At 54.0% G+C, this 26,539-nt stretch carries 25 protein-coding genes; 16 read left to right on the forward strand and 9 right to left on the reverse strand.

Features of this window, described 5'->3' with window-relative positions; genetic code table 11:
• Positions 1 to 144: 144 nt before the first annotated feature.
• The 4 genes from CFELI_RS04420 to CFELI_RS04435 are packed head-to-tail and all read right to left on the reverse strand — an operon-like array spanning position 145 to position 2,595.
• Positions 145 to 960 (reverse strand): trypsin-like serine protease, encoded by an 816-nt coding sequence (locus CFELI_RS04420; protein WP_277104924.1) that lies wholly within the window; start codon positions 958 to 960, stop codon positions 145 to 147.
• On the reverse strand, positions 961 to 1,308 hold the full coding sequence (arsC, locus tag CFELI_RS04425) for an arsenate reductase (glutaredoxin) (protein ID WP_277104923.1): 348 nt from the start codon (positions 1,306 to 1,308) through the stop codon (positions 961 to 963).
• 37 nt (positions 1,309 to 1,345) lie between these two features.
• Positions 1,346 to 1,879 (reverse strand): ribonuclease FAU-1 family protein, encoded by a 534-nt coding sequence (locus CFELI_RS04430; RefSeq protein WP_277104943.1) that lies wholly within the window; start codon positions 1,877 to 1,879, stop codon positions 1,346 to 1,348.
• Entirely contained in the window at positions 1,879 to 2,595 is a 717-nt protein-coding gene (locus CFELI_RS04435) for an Rv1157c family protein (RefSeq protein ID WP_277104922.1), read from the reverse strand. The genes CFELI_RS04430 and CFELI_RS04435 overlap by 1 nt, the downstream gene beginning before the upstream one ends.
• 560 nt (positions 2,596 to 3,155) lie before the next feature.
• Between CFELI_RS04435 and typA the strand changes: the two genes are divergently transcribed.
• Positions 3,156 to 5,069: a translational GTPase TypA gene (gene typA, locus CFELI_RS04440; RefSeq protein WP_277104921.1), complete on the forward strand. Its 1,914-nt coding sequence runs from the start codon at positions 3,156 to 3,158 to the stop codon at positions 5,067 to 5,069.
• 218 nt (positions 5,070 to 5,287) lie between these two features.
• Here the strand turns inward: typA and CFELI_RS04445 are convergent, their stop codons facing one another.
• The gene (locus tag CFELI_RS04445) at positions 5,288 to 6,568 is read right to left on the reverse strand and encodes a hypothetical protein (RefSeq protein ID WP_277104920.1); all 1,281 of its coding nucleotides are present in this window, start codon (positions 6,566 to 6,568) and stop codon (positions 5,288 to 5,290) included.
• Between the two features lie 717 nt (positions 6,569 to 7,285).
• Between CFELI_RS04445 and CFELI_RS04450 the strand changes: the two genes are divergently transcribed.
• The 9 genes from CFELI_RS04450 to CFELI_RS04490 all read left to right on the forward strand — a co-directional run bounded on the left by CFELI_RS04450 (position 7,286) and on the right by CFELI_RS04490 (position 16,797).
• Complete coding sequence (locus tag CFELI_RS04450; RefSeq protein WP_277104919.1) at positions 7,286 to 7,462, forward strand: hypothetical protein; 177 nt, start codon at positions 7,286 to 7,288, stop codon at positions 7,460 to 7,462.
• Positions 7,463 to 7,516: 54 nt separating this feature from the next.
• Positions 7,517 to 9,070 carry an ABC transporter family substrate-binding protein gene (locus CFELI_RS04455; protein WP_277104918.1) on the forward strand — a complete coding sequence of 518 codons (1,554 nt, stop codon included), beginning with the start codon at positions 7,517 to 7,519 and terminating at the stop codon, positions 9,068 to 9,070.
• Positions 9,063 to 10,016 carry an N-acetyl-1-D-myo-inositol-2-amino-2-deoxy-alpha-D-glucopyranoside deacetylase gene (mshB, locus tag CFELI_RS04460; protein WP_277104917.1) on the forward strand — a complete coding sequence of 318 codons (954 nt, stop codon included), beginning with the start codon at positions 9,063 to 9,065 and terminating at the stop codon, positions 10,014 to 10,016. The genes CFELI_RS04455 and mshB overlap by 8 nt, the downstream gene beginning before the upstream one ends.
• A gap of 40 nt (positions 10,017 to 10,056) precedes the next feature.
• On the forward strand, positions 10,057 to 10,452 hold the full coding sequence (locus CFELI_RS04465; RefSeq protein WP_277104942.1) for a hypothetical protein: 396 nt from the start codon (positions 10,057 to 10,059) through the stop codon (positions 10,450 to 10,452).
• A gap of 116 nt (positions 10,453 to 10,568) precedes the next feature.
• Complete coding sequence (fdxA, locus tag CFELI_RS04470) at positions 10,569 to 10,886, forward strand: ferredoxin (RefSeq protein WP_277104916.1); 318 nt, start codon at positions 10,569 to 10,571, stop codon at positions 10,884 to 10,886.
• A gap of 357 nt (positions 10,887 to 11,243) precedes the next feature.
• On the forward strand, positions 11,244 to 12,341 hold the full coding sequence (gene dapC / locus CFELI_RS04475) for a succinyldiaminopimelate transaminase (RefSeq protein WP_277104915.1): 1,098 nt from the start codon (positions 11,244 to 11,246) through the stop codon (positions 12,339 to 12,341).
• A 73-nt stretch (positions 12,342 to 12,414) separates the two neighbouring features.
• Positions 12,415 to 13,161 (forward strand): pseudouridine synthase, encoded by a 747-nt coding sequence (locus CFELI_RS04480; protein WP_277104941.1) that lies wholly within the window; start codon positions 12,415 to 12,417, stop codon positions 13,159 to 13,161.
• 77 nt (positions 13,162 to 13,238) lie between these two features.
• Positions 13,239 to 13,766 carry a GtrA family protein gene (locus tag CFELI_RS04485; protein ID WP_277104940.1) on the forward strand — a complete coding sequence of 176 codons (528 nt, stop codon included), beginning with the start codon at positions 13,239 to 13,241 and terminating at the stop codon, positions 13,764 to 13,766.
• Between the two features lie 976 nt (positions 13,767 to 14,742).
• Positions 14,743 to 16,797 (forward strand): TerD family protein, encoded by a 2,055-nt coding sequence (locus tag CFELI_RS04490; RefSeq protein WP_277104914.1) that lies wholly within the window; start codon positions 14,743 to 14,745, stop codon positions 16,795 to 16,797.
• Between the two features lie 50 nt (positions 16,798 to 16,847).
• Here the strand turns inward: CFELI_RS04490 and CFELI_RS04495 are convergent, their stop codons facing one another.
• The 4 genes from CFELI_RS04495 to CFELI_RS04510 form a co-directional block, all read right to left on the reverse strand.
• Positions 16,848 to 17,267, reverse strand: a complete 420-nt coding sequence (locus CFELI_RS04495) for a hypothetical protein (RefSeq protein ID WP_277104913.1) — start codon at positions 17,265 to 17,267, stop codon at positions 16,848 to 16,850.
• Positions 17,268 to 18,274: 1,007 nt separating this feature from the next.
• Positions 18,275 to 19,246 (reverse strand): 2,3,4,5-tetrahydropyridine-2,6-dicarboxylate N-succinyltransferase, encoded by a 972-nt coding sequence (dapD, locus tag CFELI_RS04500; RefSeq protein WP_277104912.1) that lies wholly within the window; start codon positions 19,244 to 19,246, stop codon positions 18,275 to 18,277.
• A gap of 94 nt (positions 19,247 to 19,340) precedes the next feature.
• A complete protein-coding gene (locus CFELI_RS04505; protein ID WP_277104911.1) occupies positions 19,341 to 20,717 on the reverse strand; it encodes an amino acid permease in 1,377 nt (458 codons plus the stop codon).
• A 271-nt stretch (positions 20,718 to 20,988) separates the two neighbouring features.
• Positions 20,989 to 21,948 (reverse strand): 2,3,4,5-tetrahydropyridine-2,6-dicarboxylate N-succinyltransferase, encoded by a 960-nt coding sequence (locus CFELI_RS04510; protein ID WP_277104910.1) that lies wholly within the window; start codon positions 21,946 to 21,948, stop codon positions 20,989 to 20,991.
• A 127-nt stretch (positions 21,949 to 22,075) separates the two neighbouring features.
• Between CFELI_RS04510 and dapE the strand changes: the two genes are divergently transcribed.
• From dapE to CFELI_RS04540, 6 genes are all read left to right on the forward strand, one after another.
• Positions 22,076 to 23,209, forward strand: coding sequence for a succinyl-diaminopimelate desuccinylase (gene dapE / locus CFELI_RS04515; protein WP_277104909.1), 1,134 nt, complete (start codon positions 22,076 to 22,078; stop codon positions 23,207 to 23,209).
• Positions 23,210 to 23,508: 299 nt separating this feature from the next.
• Entirely contained in the window at positions 23,509 to 24,237 is a 729-nt protein-coding gene (locus CFELI_RS04520; RefSeq protein WP_277104939.1) for an LOG family protein, read from the forward strand.
• Positions 24,238 to 24,239: 2 nt separating this feature from the next.
• A complete protein-coding gene (gene folP, locus CFELI_RS04525) occupies positions 24,240 to 25,094 on the forward strand; it encodes a dihydropteroate synthase (RefSeq protein ID WP_277104908.1) in 855 nt (284 codons plus the stop codon).
• Complete coding sequence (locus CFELI_RS04530; protein WP_277104907.1) at positions 25,091 to 25,852, forward strand: glucosyl-3-phosphoglycerate synthase; 762 nt, start codon at positions 25,091 to 25,093, stop codon at positions 25,850 to 25,852. The genes folP and CFELI_RS04530 overlap by 4 nt, the downstream gene beginning before the upstream one ends.
• Positions 25,849 to 26,160 (forward strand): hypothetical protein, encoded by a 312-nt coding sequence (locus tag CFELI_RS04535; RefSeq protein WP_277104906.1) that lies wholly within the window; start codon positions 25,849 to 25,851, stop codon positions 26,158 to 26,160. Before CFELI_RS04530 ends, CFELI_RS04535 begins: the two co-directional genes overlap by 4 nt.
• Before the next feature lie 60 nt (positions 26,161 to 26,220).
• Positions 26,221 to 26,388 carry a DUF3117 domain-containing protein gene (locus CFELI_RS04540; RefSeq protein WP_277104905.1) on the forward strand — a complete coding sequence of 56 codons (168 nt, stop codon included), beginning with the start codon at positions 26,221 to 26,223 and terminating at the stop codon, positions 26,386 to 26,388.
• Positions 26,389 to 26,539: the final 151 nt, after the last annotated feature.

The following is a 26,539-nucleotide window of genomic DNA, read 5'->3' on the forward strand; positions in this document are numbered from 1 at the left end:
ATATCGACAACCATGGTGCTGCGGATTTTGTAGAAAACTAGTCTCCTGCAAGCTGCGGTGCTGGTGGCCTTCATTGTTGAGGGTGAATACAAGCACAAAGGGAAGCAACTAAGCAGGCTGCTTCCCTTTATTCAGTGAAAATTTTTAGCTCGACCCCACGATTAAAGCGGGCAGTGGGATGAACCGCAAATCGAAATTGTAATTCAGCAAACTTTCAATCACGGTGTTGCCAATCACTGGAACTCTCGGTGCAGGAATCAACGTTGGGAAGGCACGCGCATCCACATTCGGTGCAGGAGCATCCAACACCCTCACAGCGGGTAAACCAGCATGGCGAGAAATCCAGTTCACATGCTCAGCCACAGGAGTATGGAACGCAACCGTACCTGGCTGCGTGGTGCCCGACTGCACAGCGGCGAGCTTGCCGGCGTCGTCGAAAAGCGGGCCGCCGGAATCACCCTGCACAATACGGCCACGAGTCACCTGCGACTCAATCACCGTCACTCGATCCAACGGGGCGGGAAGATTATGCACACGACGCTGCACCGTCGCATCAGCAGCAGTAGCAATCGTGCCCTGGGTTGAACCATAACCAACAACCTCACCACGCTCACCAGGCTGCAAATGCGTATCAGACAACACAGCAGGAGCCACCTGAGTAGGATGATTCAAACGCAACAGTGCAATATCATCACTCGGGTGCAAAATAGCCTGAGTGGGGTAATGATTCTGGTTATTAATCCGGATCAAGGACTGGCCCTGGTGCACACAATGGCGGGCAGTCAACACCCAGTCAGGGGCCACAACAGTGCCCGTGCACAGGGAACCGCCCAACAAAATCAACGCAACATTGTCATGAGTGTTCACTCGGCCACCCATCACCGCATGCGCAGCAGGCGCACTCGCGAAAGTCGCGGCGCTGAGAGCGACCACAGCAACCAACTTCTTCAGCAATTTCATTTACAAAACCTCGGCGATCTTCTCGGTTGGACGTGCAAGAACAACACCCTTATCGCTCACCACGAAAGGGCGCTCAATCAAAATAGGATGAGACACCATCGCCGCAATCAACTCATCCTCCGAACACGACTGATTCAAACCAAGCTCGGCATACACAGCCTCACCCGTGCGAATAGCATCATGGGCGCGAAGATTCGCGCGGCGGAGAAGCTCCCGCAACTCATCAGCAGTCGGAGGGGACTGCAAATAGCGAACAATAGTCACATTCGCTTCGCCCAGCTGTTCTACAACAAACGCCACAGCGGCGCGCGACTTCGAACAACGAGGATTGTGATAGACGGTGACCATGGGGAGCAAGTTTACCTAAAAATTTATATGTGTGTTGCTAAGGCGCGGGGACAAGAGTGACCGTATCGGCCCAATCAATATCAATACCCTTGGCTTTCATCCATGCAGAAGGATTATCACCATAACGGGTAATGCCCTCCACTGCAGCCAAAGTAGACTCGATGGCTTTCTCCGCGTCGTCGGCAGAAATTAAACCAGCAGACGTTGCGGCAGCAAGCTCATCAATATCCACCACCTCAATGCTGTCGCCACTATTCCACACAAGATCCACGTACAGATCCCGAGTAGTCCACACCCCATCTTCGATATTGATATCGACAACATCGATATAAATATCTTCACGATCCACAACACCATCGCGATAGTGGAAAATATTTGCCCGAAGCCCCAACTCCGGCAATAACCACGATTCCAAATAGCCAAACTTCGGGTGATCTGCACCCCTGGCCATGTACAGGCCAAAAGGAGTTTCGCGGTAGGTATCAACCTGACGGCGGAACCCTTTAGGATCCACGTTGGTCTTCGACTTCGGATCGAAAGTCTCACATTTAATAGGATGCAGATCTACCATCATTTCACCTCAAAAACAGCAGCGGTTGGAATGAAAGAACAGCGAGCGTCGCTTTCTTTCTCTATCGTGTCCACGCTGCCTTCCATTACAGCCACAATCGTGCCCTTGCCAGTCACCGCAGTGCCCGTCACTGTGGCAGGACCTTGAGGGTTAAGCCCATGGTCAGACAAAGAAATTTGCCCCATACGCAACTCAGACAAATTCACCCAATGCACCTTCATCTGTGATTGGCGCACCGCACCCGTACCAAGGGCGGTAAACACAAAGGCCGTTTCACCATCCTTCGCACCCGGTGCTGGGATTGGGGAAGGGCCAGGAACGGCAATTCCAGAGCCCACGGAATCTAAAGAGCCACCAATGCAGTTGGTAGCAACAGTGGGCCAGTGGAACTGAAAAAACTTCGGGCCAGTCTGCGGTACTTCCACCCCGCCATTTCCGCCACCCTCGTAGAAGGCCACGGCGCTTAAAATCGCATTGCGGAACTGCTCCGGCAGGGGAGCTGTTTTCGCGAAAGTGCGTGCCTGATCGAGGTACTGCTGCTTCGGTCGGCCCAAATCGTCCAGGGGGTTTAAGGATTCAATCGTCGCCGGATCGAGGCCTAAGCCCATCGAAGATAAAGATGAAAGCTGGGCCGGGCTGGGCTGAGCGTGTGCAGCAGGGGCTGCTACGGGGAAGCACAAGCCAAGGCTGAGGAGGAATGCTACGGGTTTTTTCATATGATTTTTCATCTTTTATCGGGGCGAAAATGTTACATGCGGGGGTGTGGTGGGTGACTGTGGGGCGCGGTTCGACGTCGATAAGCAGGCGTTATGTGTGCGCTTGAGTGTGCACGCATAAGGCTGGGGCTGGCGCGTACTCACGCGCGGTCACACACCAAGTCCCACTGTTAACAAAAATATACTTTTTTAACAATAGTCACATCTGTAACTCTGTCAAGGGGTGCTAAAGGGTTCAGGGGTGGGCGCTCGCAGACAAGAAGGAAGGGCGCAGCTTGCGTGTGAGCTGCATGGCGAAGCTATGGCAGCGAGCTGCATCGCGCACCGGTGCGGTAGACGCGGGATCGGTCGAGGTGGGTGTGGGGTGGATGAAGGTTTCGACTGTGTATGCGTTGTGGCTGCGTAGTGCACAGGTTGTGACTGTGAGAAAGTCTGCTAGATATCTGTGGCGTGCCTGTTGTGATTTTCGCCTTATTGCTACCTGTCAATGTCGCACGAAGCTCCTATTTTTAGTAGGGTTGTAACGTTAATTTTCTTTCCTAATAATTAGGAGCACTCTTTTGAGCCGTCCAGAATTCCGTAATGTTGCCATTGTCGCCCACGTCGACCATGGCAAGACCACCCTTGTCAACGCCATGCTGGAGCAATCCGGCGTCTTCGGCGACCGCGGCGAAGTCACCGACCGCGTCATGGACTCCGGTGATCTTGAAAGGGAAAAGGGCATCACCATCCTCGCCAAGAACACCGCGATCCGCCGCAAGGGTTTGGGCAAGGACGGCAACGACCTGATCATCAACGTCATTGACACCCCCGGCCACGCCGATTTCGGTGGTGAGGTCGAGCGCGGTTTGTCCATGGTTGACGGTGTTGTTTTGCTTATCGACGCCTCTGAAGGTCCACTGCCACAGACCCGTTTTGTGCTGGGCAAGGCTTTGGCCGCAAAGATGCCTGTGATCATCGTGGTGAACAAGACCGACCGCCCTGACGCACGTATCGACGAAGTTGTGGAGGAAGCTCAAGACCTGCTGCTTGAGCTGGCAAGCTCCCTCGATGACGATGAGGCTGCAGAAGCTGCTGAGCAGCTGCTTGACCTTCCAGTTCTTTATGCTTCTGGTCGCGAAGGCAAAGCGTCGACTGAGAACCCAGGTAATGGCAACGTGCCAGACGCGGAAGATCTCACGGCCCTGTTCGACGTTATCTACGACGCACTGCCAGAGCCTTCCGCAACCGTGGATGCGCCACTGCAGGCACACGTGACCAACCTTGACTCCTCCTCCTTCTTGGGTCGTATTGCGCTGGTTCGTATCCACGCGGGTACGTTGAAGAAGGGCCAGCAGGTTGCGTGGATTCACTACGATGAGGAAGGTAACCAGCATGTGAAGAACGTGAAGGTTGCTGAGCTTCTCAAGACCGTGGGTGTGACCCGTGAGTCGACTGACGAAGAGATGATCGCCGGCGATATTGCTGCTATCTCCGGTATCGACAACATCATGATTGGCGATACCTTGGCTGATATCAACAACCCCGTGCCTTTGCCACGCATCACCGTGGATGAGCCAGCTATCTCCATGACCATTGGTGTGAACACCTCCCCATTGGCTGGTCGCGGTGGCGGCGACAAGCTGACCGCTCGTGTGGTCAAGGCTCGTCTGGATCAGGAATTGATCGGTAACGTCTCCATTCGTGTTTTGCCTACTGAGCGTCCTGACGCGTGGGAAGTTCAGGGTCGTGGCGAAATGGCGCTGTCCGTGCTGGTGGAGACCATGCGTCGCGAAGGCTTCGAGCTGACCGTGGGCAAGCCACAGGTTGTGACTCAAACCATCGACGGCAAAGTCTACGAGCCTTACGATCACATGGTGATCGACACTCCATCTGAGCACCAGGGTGCTGTTACTCAGCTGATGGCGACCCGCAAGGGCCAGATGACCTCCATGGCGAATCTGTCCGGCGACTGGGTGCGCATGGAATTTGATGTTCCAGCCCGCGGCCTGATCGGTTTCCGCACCACCTTCCTCACCGAAACCCGCGGTGCAGGTATCGCTAACTCCTACTCCATCGAACTGCGCCCATGGGCTGGTGAGATCAAGGATCGCGCGACCGGCTCCCTGGTTGCTGACCGTTCCGGCCAGATCACCGCATACGCCCTGCAGCAGTTGGCTGACCGTGGCAACTTCTTCGTTGAGCCAGGTATGGAAGCGTACGAAGGCATGGTTGTTGGTGCTAATAACCGTGATGAGGATATGGACATCAACATCACCAAGGAAAAGAAGCTGACCAACATGCGTTCGGCTAACGCTGATGCCACCGTTACTTTGGCCAAGGCGCACGTTCTTTCCCTGGATGAGGCGATGGAATTCTGTGGTCAGGACGAGTGTGTTGAGGTTACTCCTGAGTCCCTGCGCGTGCGCAAGGTAATTTTGAACGCAACTGAGCGTGGTCGTGCACGTTCCCGCGAGAAGAACCGCAACAAGTAAAACCTCACCGTTGTACTTGGATGCACGTGAGTGTGCTTTCAAGTTTTTTAGCCCCGTGGCGGTGGGGAAACAGTAGGTGTTTACTGTTTCCCCACCGCCACGGGGCTATTTTCCTCGGCTAGTGTCCACGGAAAATTTTTACCGTGGTTCTTACTTTGTGAAGGTAGCGCACCTTGTGTGCTAGATTCACCACCTGCACCAGTATTTACCAGCTGAGTTTAGCTGCTGAATACACGAAGAAGCAGTGAGATCAGGGGAAGATTTTTCAGTGATGCTAGTAGTGCTCGCAGCAGCGCGCGAATCTGCTCCAGTGGGGTTGGGGGTGCAGGTGTAGTACTCGGCGTAGCTGTCGTGCTTGGTGCAGGCTCTGTTGTGGCTGGGGGAGTCGCACTAGGGGTGGTGGGTGCTGTGCTGCTGGTTTCGGTTGTGGGCGCAGCACTTGTTGGGGGTAGGGGTTCTGTGCTGGTTGGTGCCGGTGTGGGGCTGGTGGAGCTGGGCTGTGCCGTCGGTGCAGTTGTCGACGGTGGGGTGATGTTATTGACACCCTCGATGCGGATATAGCGATAGGGGGAGTGAGTGCCGCCAAGAATGGTGACGCGATCCCACGGCTGGGCACCTTCTTCTAAGTGGCTGGTATTGACAAATACTCTTTGCCTTTCGCGAATCTGTACGTGCTCACTGAAGAGGATGTCTTGAGTTTTCGCAATGAGCACGCCTTTGAGAACAAAAAGTTTGTCAGGCTTGACGGAAATTGACTTGTAATCACCACCGACGCGCGTGCTCTTGTGGCTGATGTCGCCGGTGAGTGCGGTCAGTGATCCGCCGTCGATACGCAAATCACCATTCGTGTGCACAGTGGTGATGCCGCGATATCCGCCATCGGCGTGGGCGTGGATTGCTCCCTGTTTCACCGTGATGCCACTGTCGCTTTCTAAAGCTGCGCTTGTCGTGCCCCCTGCAACATGGAAGGACATGTCGGGGCCTGCGAAAATGGTGTGCCCTTCTGCTTCGTACACCCCGTAGCTGGGGATGTTGAAATAGGGGTAGGGTTTTGCTGGCGATTTCATTTCCATCGCGATTGTGCCGTTGCCGGTGAATGAAAGGGTGGAATCCTCCCCTGATTTTTGGGTGAATACCTGGCTTGAAGGGTGTGTAGGGATGACTGTGATCGTATTGGATCCTGTGGCATTGACGGTCAGCTTTTTAACAGTGGTGTGTACTGCTGAACGTGTGTGCTCGCCAGGCTCGCTGGGGTTTTGGTCGTTGAGGATGCTCGCGTTGTTCAGGTGCATGGTGGATGTGTCTGAGTCGTAGCGAACGGTGCCATCACCGAGCACGTCATTTTTGTTTGCGTCACTGACCTGGATTCCGCCGACCCACAGCGGGTAGGTGGTCTCCTGCGCAAATGCGATGTGGGGAACGATGACGGTGATCAGCGCAAGAGCGGCGATAAGTGCAATGAGTGTGCGCGAGAATGTGCGCGAAAGTGCTGTGTGCATGGTCAACACTCCTTTCGATGTGGGGGAATGGTTGAAAAAGCGTGAGTGCGGTGTACGCGAAGTAGGTGTGACGTGTTTATGCTGCAAGAAAAGGTGGGGGAAGTGAGTGCGCTTGACTGCCTGAAAATGCGTATCGACGTCGGATGCACGGCGTGCGTTTTCTCGTACGGTGTGTGCGGGGCACTGGGGTGAAGGTGGAAAAGGGCAGCATATTCATGGGGGATTCCTTTTTTGATGGTGTGGGCTTGTATTTCAGGGAGGGGGCGATTCCCCTTAACTATTAGATCTATAAGTCGATGCTAATAAGATGACCTTCAGCGATGCTTTCCTGTGCAAAAATCACAGGAAAGTCCCCATATATACCCCCAGATGGGTGGAGTTTATAAGGTTTTATTAACATTTCACCACTGGTGGTTCGCCCCTGTTGTGTTCTTAGTGGCTGTGAAGTCACCCCTGCGGTGGCAGGCATTTTTGTGTGGGAAGCGGCGCGGAAAATGGGGATTTGTGCAAGGTATTTGTAGTTGACTGTGCTGGGAGTATCGCCGAGTGAGCACCGGTTAAGTACTGCTTATTCGAACACGTATTTAACAGAAGGTTGTGAAGTTCTTTAATGTTTTTCCTTTGGGTTTCATCCGCTAGATCTGGTGCCTAGTATGTGGTGTAGAGCCACAGTTTCGTTGAGTCACTGTGCGGTTGAGTCTTGTGAGGAGGAATACAATGAAAGTTTTTGATCCGAAGTACACGCTGCTCGCCGATAGGTGCCACGCTGCCTACTTTCCTAACTTCTTGGTGGATAGAGCCACACAAGAAATCGAGGCAGTGCTTTGCCTGCCGGAGACAGGGGAGAAGGAAGTGGAAACCGCACGGGCCGCGCCGTTGTTGAGGATCACGTGAGGTGATCGTGGTGTGCTTCGTGGCAAGAGTAAATCAGTTCAGTAGAATAATCGCATGAGAAAAAAGCGCGTGGGCGTTGTTGTGTCGTTGGCCCTCTTCTGTGCGGCTGGGTGCTCTGCCGCACCAGGGCCAGCCCCCGTGGAAGACCCACTTGCCCAGCAAGTAAAAAATTCCACCACCTCCACCGCGCCAGCGCAGCCGAAAAAACAAGCGAAAGAACTAGCAATCGGCATTGACCAAATCCAAAATGGGTTCAACCCGCACCTTTTGGTCGACGATTCCCGCTTCACCCAAACACTCGCTTCGCTCGTACTTCCGAGCGCTTTCGTTGCGGGCAAGCTGAACGATGACTTGCTGTTGAAAGCTGAACGCCTCGCCCCCGACGTCGAGAAGCAAAAAGACGTCGTGTTCACCATCCGCTACGATATCGCCCCAGAAGCGCAGTGGAGCGACGGCACCCCCATTACCGTCGCCGACTTTGAATATTTGTGGGCGTCAATGCGCAACAGTGCCGGCACCCTGAACCCCAGCGGTTACCGGGCGATTTCTGCTATCCGATCAGCGGGCGCGGGCAAAACAGTATTCGTCGATTTTCAGAAAGAATACGCCGACTGGCAAGGGCTCTTCCAATCACTTCTACCTGCGCATTTGCTGCGCGGTGAAGCGTTTAGCAAAGTACTCGCCCAAGGGATACCCGCAGCAGCAGGCAAATTTTTAGTCCGCTCCATTGATAGGCAACGCGGCGTGATCACGTTGCACCGCAACGACCGCTGGTGGGGCAAAGAACCCGCGCGGGTGGAAACACTCACTTTCCGTGAAATCCGCAGCACCGTCCAAGGTGTCGAAATGCTGGAAACGGGCCAAGTCAGCTTCCTTGACGTCAGCCCCACGCAAACATCTAGGGAAGCCTACGATCTCATCCCCGACACTCAAGTGCGCATCGAACCAGACGCGTACACGCTCGAAGTTGTTGCCAACACCCATCTCGACCCCCTGTTGCGCCGAGAGTTGCGTTCGCTTATCGACGCCGGATTGCTCTCGCGACTCGCATTCGGCCGCGACGTGGACATTGATGTTGCTCGACGCAACCCCGAACCCAGCTTTGAAAACTTGCGCCTCTACTCCCTTTCGCGACCTGTGATTATCGGTGTGGATCCGGCGCGGGAAGTCGACTTTAACGCCGCAAAAACTCTCTCCTACCAGCTGGCAAAATACAATATTGTGACACAGTTGGTGCAAGCGGACATGAATGAGCTCATGCGCAGCCAGATCCCTCACGGCGACGTTGATGTCGTGGTAGCTACCAATGGTGCGCTGTTAGCGGAACGCTACGCCTGCCCCGCCACAGGAGTGTTGGGTTCGAACCAGTCCGGATTCTGCGATCCAGACCTACAAAAGAGCATTGACGAGTACTTTGCCGGCACAGTAGGTGCTGATGAACTTGCCACCTTGATCGGCCAGTTGGAAGAAGAACAAGCATTGCGTACCGTTGTTGCTCGGGATAAACGCCTCGAAGTTTTAGGTCACGGCATTGTTGGCCCCGAACCGAAACTGGAAGATTGGCCCAAGGGCTTGAGCTCATTGCACACCTGGAGGATTCATGAATAATCGCCTGCACCACACCGACCTCGTGGGCACACGGATCGTTGCTGTCCACGCCCACCCCGACGATGAAGCGTTGTGGACAGGGGGTTTGCTGGCGAATTTAAGTCGAAGGGGCGCCACAGTGTGGGTAGTGACCTGCACTTTAGGTGAACAAGGGGAGGTTATTGGCGATACCTACTCCCATCTTGTGGCCGATCATGCGGACCAGCTCGGTGGATTCCGCATCGGCGAACTTCACGCTTCACTTGCGCTGTTAAATGCTCGGGGGATTTTCCTTGGTGGGGCAGGCTATTGGCGTGATTCGGGCATGGTGGGGGATGCCGCAAACAACCACCCGCGGGCGTTTGTTCACTCGGGGGATCAGGCAGCAGCGCAATTGCGCACCATCGTTGCCGACATTCAGCCTGATGTGTTGATTACCTATGGTCCCGATGGGGGATATGGGCACCCTGATCATATTCGCGCCCACGAAATCACCCACCAAGCAGCAGGGGAGATTCCTGTGCTGTGGGCAGTTACTGATAAGACCCGCCTCGAAGAGGGGTTATCGGTGATTGTTCCACCACAGGGGTGGCGTGCAGCAAAGCCTGGGGATATCGCCTGTGTTGAGCACAGTGATCTTGAAATCCGACTTGATGATGTCGATCTTGCGGCGAAAATTGCGGCCATGAAGGCACACCCCACCCAACTGTGGATTGCCGATGGCTCCTCATGTGAGACCCGCGAACAGGCGGCGTTTGCTGCTTGTTGTGACCCAGAACGTGCGCCGGCTACTTTCTGCCTGTCAAATATGATTGCGCAACCTGTGATGCGCTTTGAGCACTACCAGTTTGGTGGCAATTATGATCAGGGCATGAAAAAAGCACTCGCTGCGCTAGTGTGCGGGCCGGATTCTGACAATCACCACTGCGAGCACAACCAGCCTTGTGAGGTTCTGCCACGTGGATAACTCAGCACAAACCCCGCGTGGGGATGAGGGAAATACCGGTATGGTTGATGATTTCACCATTACCGAAAAGCACACGTATTCCCACCATACGAAGGCCGAAGTTGCCTTTGGTTTGATGTGGTTGTCGATCGGGGCCCTCATTTCAGTGTTGTTGGAAGTGGTGTATCTGGGCACGTGGATTGGTGGGGTGGCAGTGCCGTACACCATCCCTGTGGCATTTTTCTTCACCATGGTGCTGACGAAAACAGCACTGTTGTGGACGAAGAAAACAGCACTAGCACTCATACCGCTGTGGGTATGGTTGGGGGGATTCTTTTTATTGACCATGGCCGAAGGTTTGAGCGGGGATCAACTAGTTGGTTCAAATATCCGCAGCATTCTATTGATTTTTGCCGGAGTGGCTGGGGGTAGTTGGCCTGTGATGAGCAAGAAGTGACATAATAGGTCGGATCATATTTTTAAACCACCTGTTTTAACCCATTCCCTCGTGAGCCCAACACAGGGATTATCTACCCAGAAACACAAAAATTTTTTGGAGAAGTTGGATCACCAATGACGTACACGATTGCACAGCCTTGCGTTGATGTCATGGACAAGGCGTGTGTTGAAGAATGCCCAGTGGATTGCATCTACGAAGGCAAGCGTTCGCTGTACATCCACCCGGATGAATGCGTGGACTGCGGGGCATGCGAGCCCGCCTGCCCTGTCGAAGCGATTTTCTATGAAGACGATGTTCCTGACGAGTGGATTGACTTCAATGATGCGAACGCCGCATTCTTTGACGAACTCGGCTCACCAGGCGGTGCGGCTAAACTAGGGCCGCAAGACTTCGATGCACCACTTGTCGAAGCACTGCCACCACAAGCCTAAATAAATTCACCACGTTTCTTGCTGGCATTACATGAGTGTTTGTGAGCATGAAACGGACAATCGCACAGCCCTCGTGCAGGATGATCACAACGATTCCGCGAGTTTTCCTCGGTGTTGTTCATCCCCTGCACGGGGGTTGTGTGCTGTGCATACTTCCCTGCCATGTGGTGGAAGTATTAGCATGAAACTTCGAGGGGAAACAGTGCGCTGAATCCTTTTTCCGTGTGCGGTTTTCTTCCCACCACCACTTATTTCCTCGCAGTGGAGTGACACTCGGGCGCTGAAATCGTTTCGTTTTCGGCTACTTTCTTGTGTTGTTTTTGCTGGCTTTTCATCAGAAGGGATTTTCCCACCATCATGGCACGCATTGCCCTTAATTCCACCCTCCCAGACTTTCCTTGGAATACGCTTGCCCCAGCGAAAGAAAAAGCTCAGGCTCACCCCGAGGGCATTATTAATGTGTCGGTGGGCTCGCCGGTTGATCCGGTGGCACCGGGCATTCAGTTGGCGCTGATGGAGGCTTCCACCGCACCTGGCTATCCGCAGACTATTGGCACTCCTGAGTTGCGTCAGGCTATTGTCGAGTCGCTTTCGCGCCGCTATAACGCGCATGATGTTCGCGGTGTGTTGCCGGTGATTGGCACGAAGGAGGCTATTGCTTGGCTACCAACTTTGCTTGGGTGCCGTGGGACAGTGGTTATTCCTGAGATTGCCTACCCAACCTATGAGGTGGCGGCTTTGCTGGCGGGTGCTCAACCGGTGCGCAGTGATAGCCCGTGGGAGTTGGATAACCCTGCAGATATCGATCTGGTTTTCGTCAACTCGCCGTCGAACCCGACAGGTAAGGTGCTGGGTGAAGCGCATCTGAAGAAGCTGGTGGAGTGGGCGCGCGCTCATGATGTCATTGTGGCTTCTGACGAGTGCTATCTCGGGCTGGTGTGGGAAGGCGAGGCTTTGTCCGTGCTTGATGAGCGCGTGTGTGGGGATAATCGTCGCAATCTCATCGCTATTCATTCCTTGTCGAAGACCTCGAACTTGGCCAGTTACCGTGCCGGTTTCTTGGCGGGTTGCCAGGGTTTGATTGCGGAGCTGACGGAGTTGCGCAAGCATGCTGGGCTTATGGTTCCTGGCCCTATTCAGGCTGCTATGACCGCGGCGTTGAATGATGATGATCAGGAAGCTGCGCAGAAGTTGCGTTATGCTGCGCGCCGGGCTGTGTTGTTGCGGGCGTTGGTTGAGGCTGGTTTTGAGGTTGTTGATTCTGAGGCTGGCCTGTATTTGTGGGCGACTAGGGGTGAGGATTGTTGGGTGACGGTGGATTGGTTTGCGCAGAGGGGTATTTTGGTTGCGCCTGGCGCGTTTTATGGCCCTGAGTGTACGCAGTTTGTGCGGGTTGCGTTGACTGAGTCTGACGAGCGTATCGACGCCTTCGCCACGCGCCTTGGTTCACACTAGGCCGATCCCGCGTCAGGGTATTAGTTGGCGCAAGGTGGTGTTGGAGGGGCAGGTTCCTGCGGTGGGGGAGTATGTGGCTGCTGCCGCTGGGGATAGCCCCTTTGCGCCTTTAGAACCGTTGGCTAATGGTGTGGCGCTGCCGGGTCGGATTCCTGCGTGGTGGTGGCCTGGGGTACCGCAGGAGCAAGAGATTCCGTTTTCCCACCGGGTGTTGTTTCGCCATGAGCATTTTTTGGTGGCATTTAAGCCCCATTTTCTTCCGACGACGTCGAATGGCCGTCTGGTGGTGAATACTTTGCAGACGAGACTTCGGGTGCAGGAGGATAATCCGCATGTCACACCGCTGCATCGTTTAGATGTGCTCACTGCCGGTGTGGTGGTGTGTTCTACTAATCCGACAACACGTGGGGTGTATCAGCGGTTGTTTCAAACCCCAGGTTTGGTGCGTAAAACGTATCAGGCTGAGCTTTCTCAGCCTTGGTCGGGTCCTGTGGGTGAGGTTGAGCTGCCCATGATGAAAAGGGCAGGTGATCCTCAGGTGCGTGTGCATGATGATGGTGTGGTGACTAAGACGTTTGTTGAGCGTTGCTCACCGTATCACTTACGTTTGTCGCCTGTGACGGGGCATACTCATCAGCTTCGCGTTTTGTGCAATCATTTTGGTTCCCCGATTCGTGGTGATGATACGTATCCGGTTGTGCGGGGTCGTGATTTGTATGATTTTTCCCAACCTTTGCTTCTTGTGGCAACTACGCTAGAGTTTGATGATCCTTGTGCGCCTCGGTTTTCTGATTCACGGTGCAGCTTCCGTGCAGAGTAAGGTGTACAGGGTTTGATTAATGCATCGCAGGAAGGAACAGCTGTTTCGTGAGCGGCACACAGCGCTTTGGGCGCAACATGGTTCAGTTCATCAAGTTTGGCATGGTGGGCGGTTCTGGCGTTGTTGTCAACCTTCTGGTTTTGTATGTGGCGAAAAAGTTGAGTTGGGCTGCGTGGAAGATTACTGAGCATGATGCGTTTTTTAATCTCCTTGGTTCGCAGTTTCACGTCCGCTGGTACCACGTCTTTATGACTCTGGCTTTCTTGGTGGCCAATACGTGGAATTATCAGCTCAACCGGATGTGGACTTTCAAGGGAACTCGTATGGGCTGGTTGCGCGGCTTTTTCCCTTTTTTGCTCACGGGCGTGATGGCTTTCGTGGTGAATCTGGTTGTGCTGACTTTGCTGATGAATCCGAAGTCCCCAATGGGCTTGCCGGAGCATATTTTTGATGATTCTACTGGTTTGAGAACGAAGTTCTATTGGGCTTCCGTGGTGGCGATTTTCGTGTCGATGCCAGTGAATTTCTTCATTAATAAGGTGTGGACTTTCCGCAAACAGCCCAAGACAAAGATTGTGGCGGAGTCTAACATTGCCTCAGTCTAAAACTCAGTGAACACCAACACGGAACCGGCAGAGGTTTTCCGACGGGGAAAGTTCGTGTGGAGCGTCTCATTTGACGCGAAAGCATTAGACAACCTTGCGCACAATATCACGTTCACGCTCACAAGCTCGCTGGGGATTCTTAAATTTTCCTGCTTGTGCTGCTTCTGTATTGCAACATGAGTACTCTTATCAGTGTTCTAAGCTTTGACCTTGGTATGCAGAGACTGCTAATGCAATCCCCCAAATCCGCAGTGTCATAAAGCTGACAGCGCCTTCCTCCCACCGGCATGTCACGTGTCTACCCAACGTCGCTAGATACCGCTGTAGGGCATTGGTCTTTGGTAGATTCTTCTCATAGGTGGTGCCCTCGCGCCGTCCCCTGTTGATTTGTAGAACTCTACCCTTTATGGTTGGAGGTGAAGTGGCGGCGTTGAGAAACACGTACCGCGCTAATTCCGGTGGCTGGTTTACCTTAGGTAGATCGGCCACTGAGTATTTCAAGGGATGTCAATGAGGTTCTCACTAGGTCAATGAGCACCCTCATGAGTGCGTAGCGTGCTGCAAAAACTGTTTCATGTCCGTGTGTGGGGTGGCAAACGGCGGCATGGAGACTTTCTGATAATCAAGTAAGTTTTGAAAAATATGTCTAAAGCCTTGCGGGCACAACACTGGTGGGGTTATTCTGTACTTCTGGGTTTCTTTGAAGGCTCATTTTTTTGACTAGGTTCTCGTTACTTCATTTTGTGATATGACCCCACGGGGGCCGATTTCCTTAAAGGAACCCTTCCTTAATTTTGATGGGCCTTTTCTCGAACGCAGAGGCAGCGTTTTCGCTTGTCCACGCACCTATAGAAGGTGTTGCCGCGCATAGTGTGCGGTTGCGTTTTCGATGAAAAGGCCCATTTTTCATGCCCTGAAAATGCTTATGCTTTCATCGGTGCGTTCATTATTCAAGTAGTCGGTGAGGAGGATTTTTGTGAGCACGGTAGCTATGCTGCGTCAAGGGTTTATTGCGTCAGGGGGTGCAGGGGAGCAACGGTGCAGTCTTGCTGAGGCTGTGACTTGTGCCTGTGAGTTGATGAATCTCGGTTTTCTCGCTGATCCCACCGATTTGCTGCGCTTTGATGTACTAGAGCTGAATACCTTGATTTATAATGCGGCGATTGTTGTGGGCGCTGATCGTGCGTGGATTCCCATGTATCCGGGTTTCCCCAAGCAGGTTATCGAAACTTCCTCGGCGCAGCTGCTGTTTGACCAGTTGGTGCATTACATCACTAGTGGTGCGCTGTTGCCGGCGTTGCGCGGTGAGTTTGAGCGCACCCCGAATGCCACGTTTGCTGATCTTAAGCCACTGCGGTTGCTGAAGCCTTCGGTTGCTGATTTAGCGGGGTTGTGGGGTCAGGCTGTGGGCTTGAGTGAGCAGGATGCGGAGTTTGCTGTTGATCTTGCGTTGTGGCTGGAGGAGGATTCGCTTGTTGCTTTTGAGATGACCGATTTTTCCTCAAGTGAAAACTTTGGACTAGCCTGCGAGACGTTGACGAGCATCGGTGTTCAAGGTGTTTTTGATGTGGGTGTGACAAAGGTTCGCAATGCTGATGATTTGTTGCGGCTGATTGTTGGCTGCTTCGGTTCTGGTGCTCGTCTGTTGCAGGATGTGCGCCTGCGGTCTGTGCCGCAGGCGAAGCGGCGGGTAATCCTCGATGCGTTGGCGCGGCGTGAGCGGCAGTTTGATCTGGACTTGCTGTTTCGGCGTCGCAAAGTGTGGCGGAAAGTGATGCGTGTGCTGCACCCGTATGCGCAGCCGAATGCGCCGCGCACACAGCTCGATATTATTCACGAGAATGTGAAATTTCGCACCACCAATGCGCTCGTTGAGCAGGCGCTTGTCGACGGCGATATCATCACCGCGTGCACATTACTGTCGAAGCAACCCGGAAATTTGATTCGACGACTCGATCACCTCATGCGCCTTGCTGGGGCGCGGCGCACGCTGGGCTGGCAGGACAATGTTGCTGCATTGGACGCTGCGCTGAAGCAGGCGGCGCCGAAAGTGCGGTTGAGCACCCTGATTTCTGTGCTGAACCACCTGCGCACGCGGGAGGACACCTTCAAAGTAGTCAAAATCCCAGGTAAGGGTAATGTGCTGCAGAAAGTCGACGCGACCAAAGTTCTTCCCATGGTGCTTGCGAAGGTGAATCTTCGGATTCAGGAAGCAATTACCGCGCGCCTTGCGCTGGTTAGCGCACCGGAAGCAGCGGTGGCCTGCAAGTCGAATGTGCCGGTGGAACTGGTTAAACGTGACACGTCAACTGGGCTTTCAGTGATCAAGCGTGGCGAGAGAATCGCGCTGTGGGATGATGTGGACAATGAACGTGCAGATGAGAACTCAGGGAACATCCGCATGTTTATACATTGGTATGGCGGTGATGTGGATTTGGGCGTGGTGCTTGCGGATGCCACGTTGAAGAACCGCATTGGCTTTGTCGACTACACCAACCATTCGGAGAAACGTTTCCGGAATGCGATCGTTCACTCAGGCGACATTGTCAATGCCCCCAACGGTGGCTGCGAGTTCATCGATATCGATGTGAAAGTGCTGCGCAAGCGGTTCCCTCATGCCCGCTATGCGATTTGCTCGGTGATTTCTTTCGGCGCGGGACTGTTGAGCAAGGTGGATAGTTTCGCTGGTGCAATGGTGCGTGGCTCCGGCATGGAAGGGAAATTGTTTGAGCCTCGCAGCGTGATCACTGCGGCAACACCGACGGTTCCTTCCACCAGTGCGATCCCATTTGTGGTTGACCTAGACACGTTTGAGTTGGTGTGGCTGGATTCTTCCCTAGGTACCCGTCGTGGTGGGTACAGCGCAGGACGTTCGGTTGCGCTTGATCTTGTCAGGGCGGAGATGAGTGTTCTATCGAAGAAAGTCACCGAAGGTGAGTTGCTTTCCTGGTGGGCGAAAGCCCATGGGGTGGCAACCACTGATGAGCCGGTTGACGACTTACAGATTGCTGCTCTTTTGGCGGGTTGTTAGAGGTGAAAGCGGGTATTGTTGGTGAAAAACCGGCGATACCCGCTTGTGCTTTACGGCAGCTTAATGATGTTGCGCAGCGCCGGAACGAATGCGAAAACAGCCACGAGCGCCCCAATGATTGCGCCTGCTAGGCCAGAAACAGCGGCGATGATGCCGCTGATAGCGTTGCTTTTCTCCGCAGGAGCAGGTTTCTTGCACTCCTCAAGAGCCGCGATTATTGTGGTTTCCTCAAGATTAGGAGAGCGATTTTCCTTTTCGAATCTTTTATAACGCGCCAGCATTTTGTCAACGCCTTCAGGAGTTAGATAAGTGGAGTATCCAAGTTTCCCTTCGGTTTCAGGGGCCGTTACGTTGATGCGGCAGTCTTGTCCGATTCGCTCCACCGTTGTGGAGATCGTTGCCGAGGCAGGTACAGCACTTAAGCTAAAAACCATGAGGGCTGTGAGGGAAGAAATAAGTGTTTTCTTCATACATGCTCCTAAAAAGGGAAATAGACCATGAGAAAGTACTGAGGCACAAACGAAAGTAATGCCCGGTTAAGGTGCGAAGGCATGCTGGTTCTTGTTCCTCTAAGGCTGCTTATTGCGTGATCAAAGGGCAGTGGGGATCGTGCCTATAGTCCGCAAAGTAGCTGAAATTTACCTTAGGTAAAATAGCAAAGTCTTATGTATTTGGGTGGTGCTGATGGGGGTGATTGTCAGAAGTGATAAGGGCTACGCAGAAGGTGTGCGAAAGGTGTGCTGTGGCAATCTGCGTGCTTTCAGGTGGGGGAGTGAGGGTGAAAAATTTTAAGCTCCACCGTGAAATTTTTTTTACATAGGGTCAAGGGGGTCTAATTGCCTGCCGGGATGAATGTCACCCGCTTTGGGGATTGAACGCATCTAAGGGGAGTTCGACCTTTTCTGTTTCTTTGGCTGAATGTGCGGGGTGTGGGTAGCTTAAGGTCGAGTTGTGGCAAGGCTGCCTGGATTTTCAAGTCTGGGCTGGGGGCTACCACACGGAAAATGGTGTGTTGGTTAAGGCATATCGCCCTTAGGCGATGTGCCTATAAATGTGTATGGATTGATTCAAAATTAATAGTTAGAGTTTCAGCGCATGGGCTAAAAATTGACCTGCGGTTTTGTGTGTAGCACTTGCTCTATCTCTAACTGATAATTTCCATAGAATGTCACGGTGGGGTACGGCAACCGATTGGGGTGGCTAATTCTCATCACACCGCCAAGAGCTGCGCCTAGTGCTGTTGAAGATAATGTATTTCAATTCGGTTGCCTATACCTCGTTTGTGCAAAAGTCAGCAGATACAAGGGAGCAACACAATTTTCGTTTGTTCGCTACCGCAGCGGTTGAATACTCGACCTTTGTCTGTGGCATCGAGTGAAAACGGCGTGTGGGAGAAGAAAAGGTCGAGTTGTGCTCAGAGGTGTCGCAAGCACAAAGGCCTCGTGCGCAATGCACGAGGCCTTGGGAAGAAGAATTATTAGTTAGCGTGAAGTGCGGAGTTTAGCTCCACAGCCTCAGACTTCCAGGAGGTTGCTTCCACAGCGCCGGTGATGGAATTGCGACGGAACAAAATGTTATTCGCCCCCGAAAGCTCCACAGCTTTGATGCTCGCGCCATCCTCAACTGCCAGTGCCGCAGCCACTGCGCCGCGAACCACAAGCTTCGAACCAGCGGTTACATACAGGCCGGCCTCGACCACGCAGTCGTCGCCAAGCGAAATGCCCACACCGGCATTCGCACCCAACAAACAACGCTGACCAATCGAAATAACCTGCTTGCCGCCACCCGAAAGGGTACCCATGATCGATGCGCCGCCACCAATATCAGAGCCATCAGCAACAACAACACCCGCCGAAATACGGCCCTCAACCATGGAAGAACCCAAGGTGCCCGCATTAAAGTTCACAAAACCCTCATGCATCACAGTGGTGCCCTCAGCCAGGTGTGCGCCCAAACGCACACGATCAGCATCACCAATGCGCACACCTGTCGGCAGCACATAATCAACCATGCGGGGGAACTTATCCACCGAGTACACAGTCACAGGGCCACGCGCCTGCAACTTTGCGCGAGTCAACTCAAAACCAGCAGGAAGACACGGGCCGAAATTCGTCCACACCACATTGGCCAACAAACCAAACACGCCATCAAGATTCACACCATGAGGTTTGACAATCCGGTGCGAAAGCAAATGCAAACGCAAATACGCGTCATAAGCATCTACAGGAGCATCATCCACCGAAGCGATGCTGGTGGTGATCACAACACGAGAAGTCTCACGGGCCTCATCAGTGCCCACAAGCGCAGCGAACTCCGCAGGTGCCTCATCAATAATGGAAGTACCAGCAGAAACAGGCTGCTCATTCGCAGTAATCGAAGGGAACCAGGCATCTAAAACAGTTCCATTGGCATGAATGGTAGCCAGACCAGTAGCAGTAAAAGAAGTCATGGTTGGATAGTTTACTTTCTTTTTCACAATCAGGAACACACAGGGGGCATGGCCACCCACACAAAGCAGCCATGCCCCTTGACCAAAAACTACATTAAGAAACCGTGGAATGCTTATTCTTCTTCGTGAGGAAACTCAACCCCACAACCACAACAAACAACACAGCAACCGCATAAATCTGGCCACGCGAGTTGGCGTCGACAAGCATCAACACCACAAGTGCACCCAACAAAATCAGACACACAACAGCCGACCACGGATGCCCGCCCATACGCACAGACGTAATCTCACCAGTGCGCACCAACTCAGGATGCAACTTGATCCAGGACGCGGCAATCATCACCCACAACACAATCAAGCAGCCACCCACAGCATTGAGCAAGAAGGTCAGCAGCCCCGGTGGATTCCAATACTGCAAACCCACAGACGCGAACGCAAACACCATCGACAACAACACAGCAGCCCTAGGAACCGACTGGCCAGAAATATAAGAAAAGACCTTCGGGGCATCGCCACGCTTAGCCAAAGAGAAAATCAGGCGCGACGTGCCATAAATCTGGGCATTAAACGCCGAAAGCAACGCCAGAACAATAATTGCTTCCATAAAACCCACCACATACGGAATGTTCGCCATCGCCAAAATAATGGTAAATGGCGACTCCGCAGCACTCGACGCACCCTGAATCGACTCAAAAGGAATCAGTGTAATAATCACCAACACCGAACCCAAGTAGAACAGGGAAATACGCCAAATCACCGAACGCACAGCAGTAGCAATCGAGGAGGCCGGATTCTCAGACTCAGCAGCAGCAATCGTAATAATCTCAATGCCACCAAACGCAAAAGCCACAGCCAACAAACCTGCAGCAATGCCCGAAATGCCATTCGGCATAAACCCATTGCCCACCAAATTGCGGGTACCCACAAACTCAGTGCCAGGCAGCAAACCAAACACCAAAAGAGCGCCAATAACCAAGAATGCAATAATCACAGCAACCTTGATAAACGCAAACCAGAACTCAAACTCGCCAAAACCTTTCACATTGGCAAGATTGATCACCGCGAAAATAGTGACGCAAATCAACGCAGGGATCCACGGATCAACCCCAAACCAGTTCCCCATGATCGCAGCCGCACCAGTCATCTCAGCGCCCATCACCATGGTGAGCATGAACCAGTACAACCAGCCGGAAGTAAAACCAGCCCAGTGCCCAAACGCCTGCTCCGCATAAACAGAAAAAGCGCCGGAGCTGGGGCGCGCGGCAGCCATCTCACCTAGCATTTGCATGAACAACACCACGATGGCGCCAGCGAAAATGTAGCCAAAAATCACGGCGGGGCCAGCAGCCTGAATACCCACACCAGTGCCGAGAAAAAGGCCCGCACCAATGGCGGACCCTAAGCCCATCATGGTCAGGTGGCGAGTTTTCAACCCCGTTCCCAAACCGGTTTCTTGCGTCTTTGAAGTCATAACTTCACACCTTATCGCTAAGGTGGAAGTTTTCTCACATCGAGTACCCAATAAGTACTAAAAACCCGCAATAAAATTGCGCACATTTGCTGTGTTAGGGCTGTGGACTTCTGCGGTGCTTGCCCACCTTCTAGTGCAATGAGCGCATACACCTCCATCACGCCATGGCAGCACTCAAGGAAAGGGGGGAGAAGAAAAACACTCATAGGAGCTTATGACACGATCGCTTTATTCCTGTGACTGTGTGCAACTTCCCACAAAAACCTGCGGTTTATACCGTCACCTGCACGGCAGGATTATCCGGATTCAGCGGGCGCGCTACTGGCTCGGTAAAACCGGACTCGTAAGCAATGGAAAGATGTGAAGTGCCTTCAATAAAGCGCGCGGGGGCAACCTCATTGCTGTGTCCCATGCGGATGGGGGTGTGCGGGTCTAAAACAACCTTGTGGCCAATATGAACATTATCGCCTAAGCTCAAGCCCAAAACCGTGGCGGAAATGCCGAAACTACAATTCTTCCCTACCCGCATCTGCACCGGTTTCGAGCTAATCAGCGAAGAAGAAAGTTGCAGGGTGGAATGCTCACCAACAATAGTGCCAGAAGTAATTCTGCCTTCGATTCGACAGGGGCCGAGCGTACCGGCGTTGTGCGAGACGAAACCTTCCCGCATCACCCTAGTACCCGGCGCGAGGTAGGCGCCGAGGCGGACGCGTTCAGCTTCGGAGATTTGAACGCCGGAGGGGACAACGTAGTCGACCATGCGGGGGAGGGGGTCGATGCCGTAGACGTGGATGAGTCCGCGGGAGCGCAGTGAGGTGCGCATGTGTTCAAAATTGTCGGGGAGGCAGGGGCCTTTGTTGGTCCAGACAACAGTGTTGAGGATGGCGATGGCATCATCCATGTTGATCTCGCCGGGGGTGCAGAGGCGGTGGGAGAGTAGGTGCAGGCGTAGGTAGACGTCGTGGGCGTCGGTGGGTGGTTCGTTGAGGTCGCGGATGGTGGTGCGGATCGCGACTTGTTCGACGAGGCGTTGGTCGTCGAGTTTGACGAGGCTTAGGAGCTTGGGTGGGAGGTCTTGGGCGCCGAGTCGGGTGCTGTGAGTGTGGAAGTGGGGGTGGTGGAGGATGGTGGGGTCGGTGATGAGTTCGGGTGTGGGATACCAGGTGTCGAGGATTTCTCCTGTCATGGCGATATTGGCTATTCCTACACCTTGGGCACCGATGCTTGTCATGTTTTCTAGTGTAGTACAGCTATTTCTTTGGTTGTCTGATGTGTTGGTGGGTGGGGTTTGAGTGTGTGGGGGTGTGAGGGGTTGATGGCAGGTTTTGGGAGGGAGGTTTTGGCTAAGCTTGGTTTTTATGGCTAATTCTGAACTGTCTTTCCCTGTTGTTGATCTTTTCTGTGACCCTGTGGGGTTGACTGCGGCTTTGGTGGATATTGAAAGTCCAAGCCATGAGGAGAAGACGATTGCGGATGCGATTGAGCATGCGTTGCGCCAGCTAGATGGTGTGCTGGTTGATCGTGTGGGTAATACTGTGGTGGCGCGTACTGATCGGGGCTTGGGTCAGCGCGTGATTTTGGCGGGGCATTGCGATACGGTTCCGATTGCGGGCAATGTTCCTTCCACGCGTGGGTTGGATGATCAGGGTCGAGATACGTTGTTTGGGTGTGGAACGGTGGATATGAAGTCGGGGCTGGCGGTGTATTTGAATGCGTTTGCCCGTCTTGCTGCTGATCCGGCGTTGCGTTACGACTTGACGTTGGTATGTTATGAGGGGGAGGAGGTTGCGAGTGTATATAACGGTTTGGGGCATGTGCACACCCAGCGCCCCGAGTTGTTGGTGGGGGATGTGGCGTTGTTGGGGGAGCCGTCGGGGTCGATGATTGAGGCGGGTTGTCAGGGCTCGATTCGGTTGAAGGTGGTGGCAACGGGTGTGCGGGCACATTCGGCTCGTAGTTGGTTGGGGAAGAATGCTATGCATGCCCTTGCCCCTGTGATCAGTAATATTGCGGCATATCAGGCTACTAAAGTGCTTGTCGACGATTGTCTCTACCACGAGGGCCTGAATATTGTGCACTGCGAATCAGGGGTGGCCACGAATACGATTCCTGATGAGGCGTGGATGTTTGTGAATTTCCGTTTCGCCCCGAACCGTAGTGTCGATCAGGCGTTAGAGCACATGCTGGAGGTGTTGGATCTTCCGGAAGGTGTGCGTTTTGAGGTTGATGATGCGGTTCCGGGTGCTCGCCCTGGTTTGGATCGCCCAGTTGTCCAAGAGCTGATTGCTGCTACCGGTGGGAAGGTGCGGGCAAAATATGGGTGGACTGATGTGGCGCGTTTTAGTGAATTGGGAATCCCCGCTGTGAATTTTGGCCCGGGAGATCCGAGTTTTTGCCATAAGAAGGACGAGCAGTGCCCGGTGGAGATGATTACTGAAGTTTCGCAGGTGCTGTTGGACTACCTTCGGGGTAGCACACCGCCTGCAGTATAAGTAGGGTGGCGGTGGATGTGTGAAAGCTTGCAGCGGACATGAAAGTGAGCGCTGTGTGTTGGTCGCCTTTGTTCGCCGGTGGTGAAAGTTACTGCGCTGATCCTGGCGGCGTCGATAAGCTAAAAGAACACACCGTGAACCTTGCCTAGCGCCGCGTGTGCAGTTTGCGCACGTCGGTGGTGCCACAAAGGCGGGGATTAATGCGAAAGAAGAATGAAATAATGTTTACTAACGGCAAAAGCGCAGAAAAACTTCAGAAAGCAAAGCAGCGGGCGCGGGAATTAGCAGAAAACACCCACATGCTGCGCGGTCCGGTGTTGCTGCGTCAATCGGGGCAGCCCCAAGAATCCACCTACGATCAGCGGCTGCTCGAACTCGGTGCCGACCATGACTGGATGCACGCCGACCCGTGGCGGGTGTTGCGCATCCAAAGTGAATTCGTCGCCGGCTTCGACGCCCTCCACGGCCTGCCCAAAGCCGTGACCGTGTTCGGATCTGCCCGCACCAAAGAAGACACCGAACTCTACGCCCTTGGCTGCGAGATGGGCAAAGCACTTGCCGACGCCGGATACGCCGTGATCACCGGTGGTGGGCCTGGGCTGATGGAAGCCGCCAACCGCGGAGCATTCGAAGCAGACGGGCTATCCGTCGGCTTGGGTATCGAGCTGCCCCACGAACAAGGGCTCAACGAATACATCGACCTTGGGCTCAACTTCCGCTACTTCTTTGCCCGGAAAACCATGTTCCTCAAATACTCCCAAGCCTTCGTCTGCCTGCCCGGCGGACTTGGCACCTTAGACGAGCTCTTTGAAGTGATGTGCATGGTCCAAACTGGCAAAGTCACCAACTTTCCCATCGTGCTCATCGGCACCGAATTCTGGTCTGGGCTTGTCGACTGGCTTAAAAACCAGCTCGTGGCTAAAAACATGATCAGCGCTGAAGACATGAACCTGTTTTTGCTCACCGACTCCATCGACGAAGCCATCGACTACATCCGCGACGCCCACGCCGCCAACGGGGTTATCTAACCATGATCACCAGCGCGTTCACCCACAACGGGCGTGCCGCAGTGATGGCTATTATCAACCGCACCCCAGACTCCTTCTACGACCAAGGTGCCACCGAATCCTTCGACTTAGCACTCGCCCGAGCCACACAGGTCATCGACGATGGCGCCACCATCATCGACATCGGTGGGGTCAAAGCTGGGCCCGGTGAATACGTCAGCGCCGAGGAAGAAATCGAACGCGTCGTCCCCCTCATCCACACCATCTCCCACACCTTCCCCCACATCACCATCTCCGTCGACACCTGGCGCGCCGAAGTCGCAGCACCTGCCATCGAAGCAGGCGCAACCTTAATCAACGACACCTGGGCCGGACACGACCCCGAACTCGCCGAAGTCGCCGGACACTACCACGTCGGCTACGTCTGCTCCCACACCGGCGGTGTCCAACCCCGCACCCGCCCCTACCGCGTCAGATTCGACGACATCACCGTCGCAGTCATCGACGAAACCACCCGCCAAGCCGAACGCGCAGTTGGCCTCGGCGTCCCCGAAAACAAAATACTCATCGACCCCACCCACGACTTCGGCAAAAACACCCACCACGGACTCGAACTCCTCCGCCACATCGACACCATCGTCAACACCGGCTGGCCAGTACTCATGGCATTAAGCAACAAAGACTTCATCGGCGAAACACTCAACCGCCCGATAAAAGAACGCCTCCCCGGCACCCTCGCCGCCACCTGCTGGGCCGCCAGCAAAGGCGTGGCAGCCTTTCGCGCACACGAAGTCAAAGAAACCGCCGACGTCATCTACATGACCGCCGCCATCGCAGGGCACACCCCACCGAAAAACGTCACCCGAGGGCTTGCATGAAATTCACCGTCATCATCCCCGCACTCAACGAAGAAAAAACCATCGCACACGTCGTTGACGCAGCCTGCCAATCACAGGCCACCGACATCATCGTCATCGACTCCGACTCGTTAGACAACACCGCCAGCATCGCACAACACCACGGCGCACGCGTATACAACTGGCGCGAGATCCTCCCGCACATCCCCTGCCAACCCGGCAAAGGCGAAGCACTCTGGCGTGGCGTCTACGCAGCACAAACAGAAGCAATCGTCTTCGTCGATGCCGACGTCGAAAAGCTCAGCCCAGAATCCATCAACGCACTCGCACAACCACTGACCAACCCCGCAATCGACCTCGTCAAAGCACACTACACCCGCACCTACCAAGGACAGGCCACCGGCGGGGGCCGCGTCACCGAACTCTGCGCAAAACCCCTGCTTAAACACTTATTCCCGCACCTGTCCCACATCCACCAACCCCTCGCTGGCGAATACGCCATCCGCCGCAGCTTCGCGCTGGGCGCCGAATTCGCGCCGGGCTACGGTGTCGAAGTGGGTTTGCTTATCGACGCCGCCAACCCCACCCAAGTCCCACTCCCGCCGCGGGTGCATCGCAACCGACCTTTACACGAACTCGCCGACATGGCAGATATTGTGGCAGCTACAATCTTGAGCAAGGCGGGAATCGGTACCATGAACTACCGCCCACCCCTGAACCACATCGACACCTTTTTCCCGCCCCCTTCCACACCCTTCTGTGAAAAGGAAAGGTCATGAACTCAGCAGCAACCATCACGGCAGTGTCGCTCGGCGCTGGAATGATCATCCTCACCGTGCTTTTCGCCTGGTTTTTTTACGCACTTTTTAAACCCACGCTTATTCTCGGGGGTGGGAATAAACCTGTTGAAGAGGAGTTTGATGTCATGGAAAACAACCGTCGCGCTATCGACGAAGGCAACTTTGAGCAGCTCACATTCACTACAGCCAAACAGGGATACGATAAAGCCCAAGTTGATGCTGTGATCGCTGATCTCCTCGCTAAGTTAGCTGCAGCTGAGGCCAAGCTGAGTGAATCGGGAGTATAATAGGCAAAGTGAGCGTATTCTCTGCGCCGAATTGTTGAAAAAGAAACTGGTGAACAACTTATGGCTGCGATGAAGCCCCGAACGGGAAACGGTCCGATGGAAGCGGTGAAGGAAAGCCGAAAGATCGTGATGCGCATCCCCACCGATGGCGGCGGCCGCCTCGTGATCGAACTCAACAGGGACGAAGCTGCCGAACTGGCCGAACTGTTGCGCCAAGTCAGCCAATAACAAACAACTCATGTGGAGGTTTCCACCCCAGCAACAAGACTTGCTGGGGTGGAAACCTCCACGTGTGTGCATAGTCGAACTCCCACCTGTTATGTAATCGTAGGGCGCGTGCATCTTGGTGGGCTGGTGAATGACTATCGTGCAGGACTGT

Origin of the sequence: Corynebacterium felinum, from assembly GCF_030408755.1 — a bacterium.
Taxonomy (GTDB): Bacteria; Actinomycetota; Actinomycetes; order Mycobacteriales; family Mycobacteriaceae; genus Corynebacterium; species Corynebacterium felinum.

Excerpts from the sequence above, each read along its gene's own strand:
- CFELI_RS04450 (WP_277104919.1), top strand. The coding sequence starts at position 7,286 with ATGAAAGTTTTTGATCCGAAGTACACGCTGCTCGCCGATAGGTGCCAC.
- CFELI_RS04530 (WP_277104907.1), top strand. The coding sequence starts at position 25,091 with ATGAAATTCACCGTCATCATCCCCGCACTCAACGAAGAAAAAACCATC.
- arsC (WP_277104923.1), bottom strand. The coding sequence starts at position 1,308 with ATGGTCACCGTCTATCACAATCCTCGTTGTTCGAAGTCGCGCGCCGCT.
- CFELI_RS04535 (WP_277104906.1), top strand. The coding sequence starts at position 25,849 with ATGAACTCAGCAGCAACCATCACGGCAGTGTCGCTCGGCGCTGGAATG.
- dapC (WP_277104915.1), top strand. The coding sequence starts at position 11,244 with ATGGCACGCATTGCCCTTAATTCCACCCTCCCAGACTTTCCTTGGAAT.
- CFELI_RS04540 (WP_277104905.1), top strand. The coding sequence starts at position 26,221 with ATGGCTGCGATGAAGCCCCGAACGGGAAACGGTCCGATGGAAGCGGTG.
- dapE (WP_277104909.1), top strand. The coding sequence starts at position 22,076 with ATGGCTAATTCTGAACTGTCTTTCCCTGTTGTTGATCTTTTCTGTGAC.
- CFELI_RS04485 (WP_277104940.1), top strand. The coding sequence starts at position 13,239 with ATGGTTCAGTTCATCAAGTTTGGCATGGTGGGCGGTTCTGGCGTTGTT.
- CFELI_RS04445 (WP_277104920.1), bottom strand. The coding sequence starts at position 6,568 with ATGCACACAGCACTTTCGCGCACATTCTCGCGCACACTCATTGCACTT.
- CFELI_RS04420 (WP_277104924.1), bottom strand. The coding sequence starts at position 960 with ATGAAATTGCTGAAGAAGTTGGTTGCTGTGGTCGCTCTCAGCGCCGCG.
- folP (WP_277104908.1), top strand. The coding sequence starts at position 24,240 with ATGATCACCAGCGCGTTCACCCACAACGGGCGTGCCGCAGTGATGGCT.
- fdxA (WP_277104916.1), top strand. The coding sequence starts at position 10,569 with ATGACGTACACGATTGCACAGCCTTGCGTTGATGTCATGGACAAGGCG.
- dapD (WP_277104912.1), bottom strand. The coding sequence starts at position 19,246 with ATGACTTCTTTTACTGCTACTGGTCTGGCTACCATTCATGCCAATGGA.
- CFELI_RS04520 (WP_277104939.1), top strand. The coding sequence starts at position 23,509 with ATGCTGCGCGGTCCGGTGTTGCTGCGTCAATCGGGGCAGCCCCAAGAA.
- mshB (WP_277104917.1), top strand. The coding sequence starts at position 9,063 with ATGAATAATCGCCTGCACCACACCGACCTCGTGGGCACACGGATCGTT.
- CFELI_RS04455 (WP_277104918.1), top strand. The coding sequence starts at position 7,517 with ATGAGAAAAAAGCGCGTGGGCGTTGTTGTGTCGTTGGCCCTCTTCTGT.
- CFELI_RS04505 (WP_277104911.1), bottom strand. The coding sequence starts at position 20,717 with ATGACTTCAAAGACGCAAGAAACCGGTTTGGGAACGGGGTTGAAAACT.
- CFELI_RS04495 (WP_277104913.1), bottom strand. The coding sequence starts at position 17,267 with ATGAAGAAAACACTTATTTCTTCCCTCACAGCCCTCATGGTTTTTAGC.
- CFELI_RS04510 (WP_277104910.1), bottom strand. The coding sequence starts at position 21,948 with ATGACAAGCATCGGTGCCCAAGGTGTAGGAATAGCCAATATCGCCATG.
- CFELI_RS04465 (WP_277104942.1), top strand. The coding sequence starts at position 10,057 with ATGGTTGATGATTTCACCATTACCGAAAAGCACACGTATTCCCACCAT.
- CFELI_RS04430 (WP_277104943.1), bottom strand. The coding sequence starts at position 1,879 with ATGGTAGATCTGCATCCTATTAAATGTGAGACTTTCGATCCGAAGTCG.
- CFELI_RS04435 (WP_277104922.1), bottom strand. The coding sequence starts at position 2,595 with ATGAAAAAACCCGTAGCATTCCTCCTCAGCCTTGGCTTGTGCTTCCCC.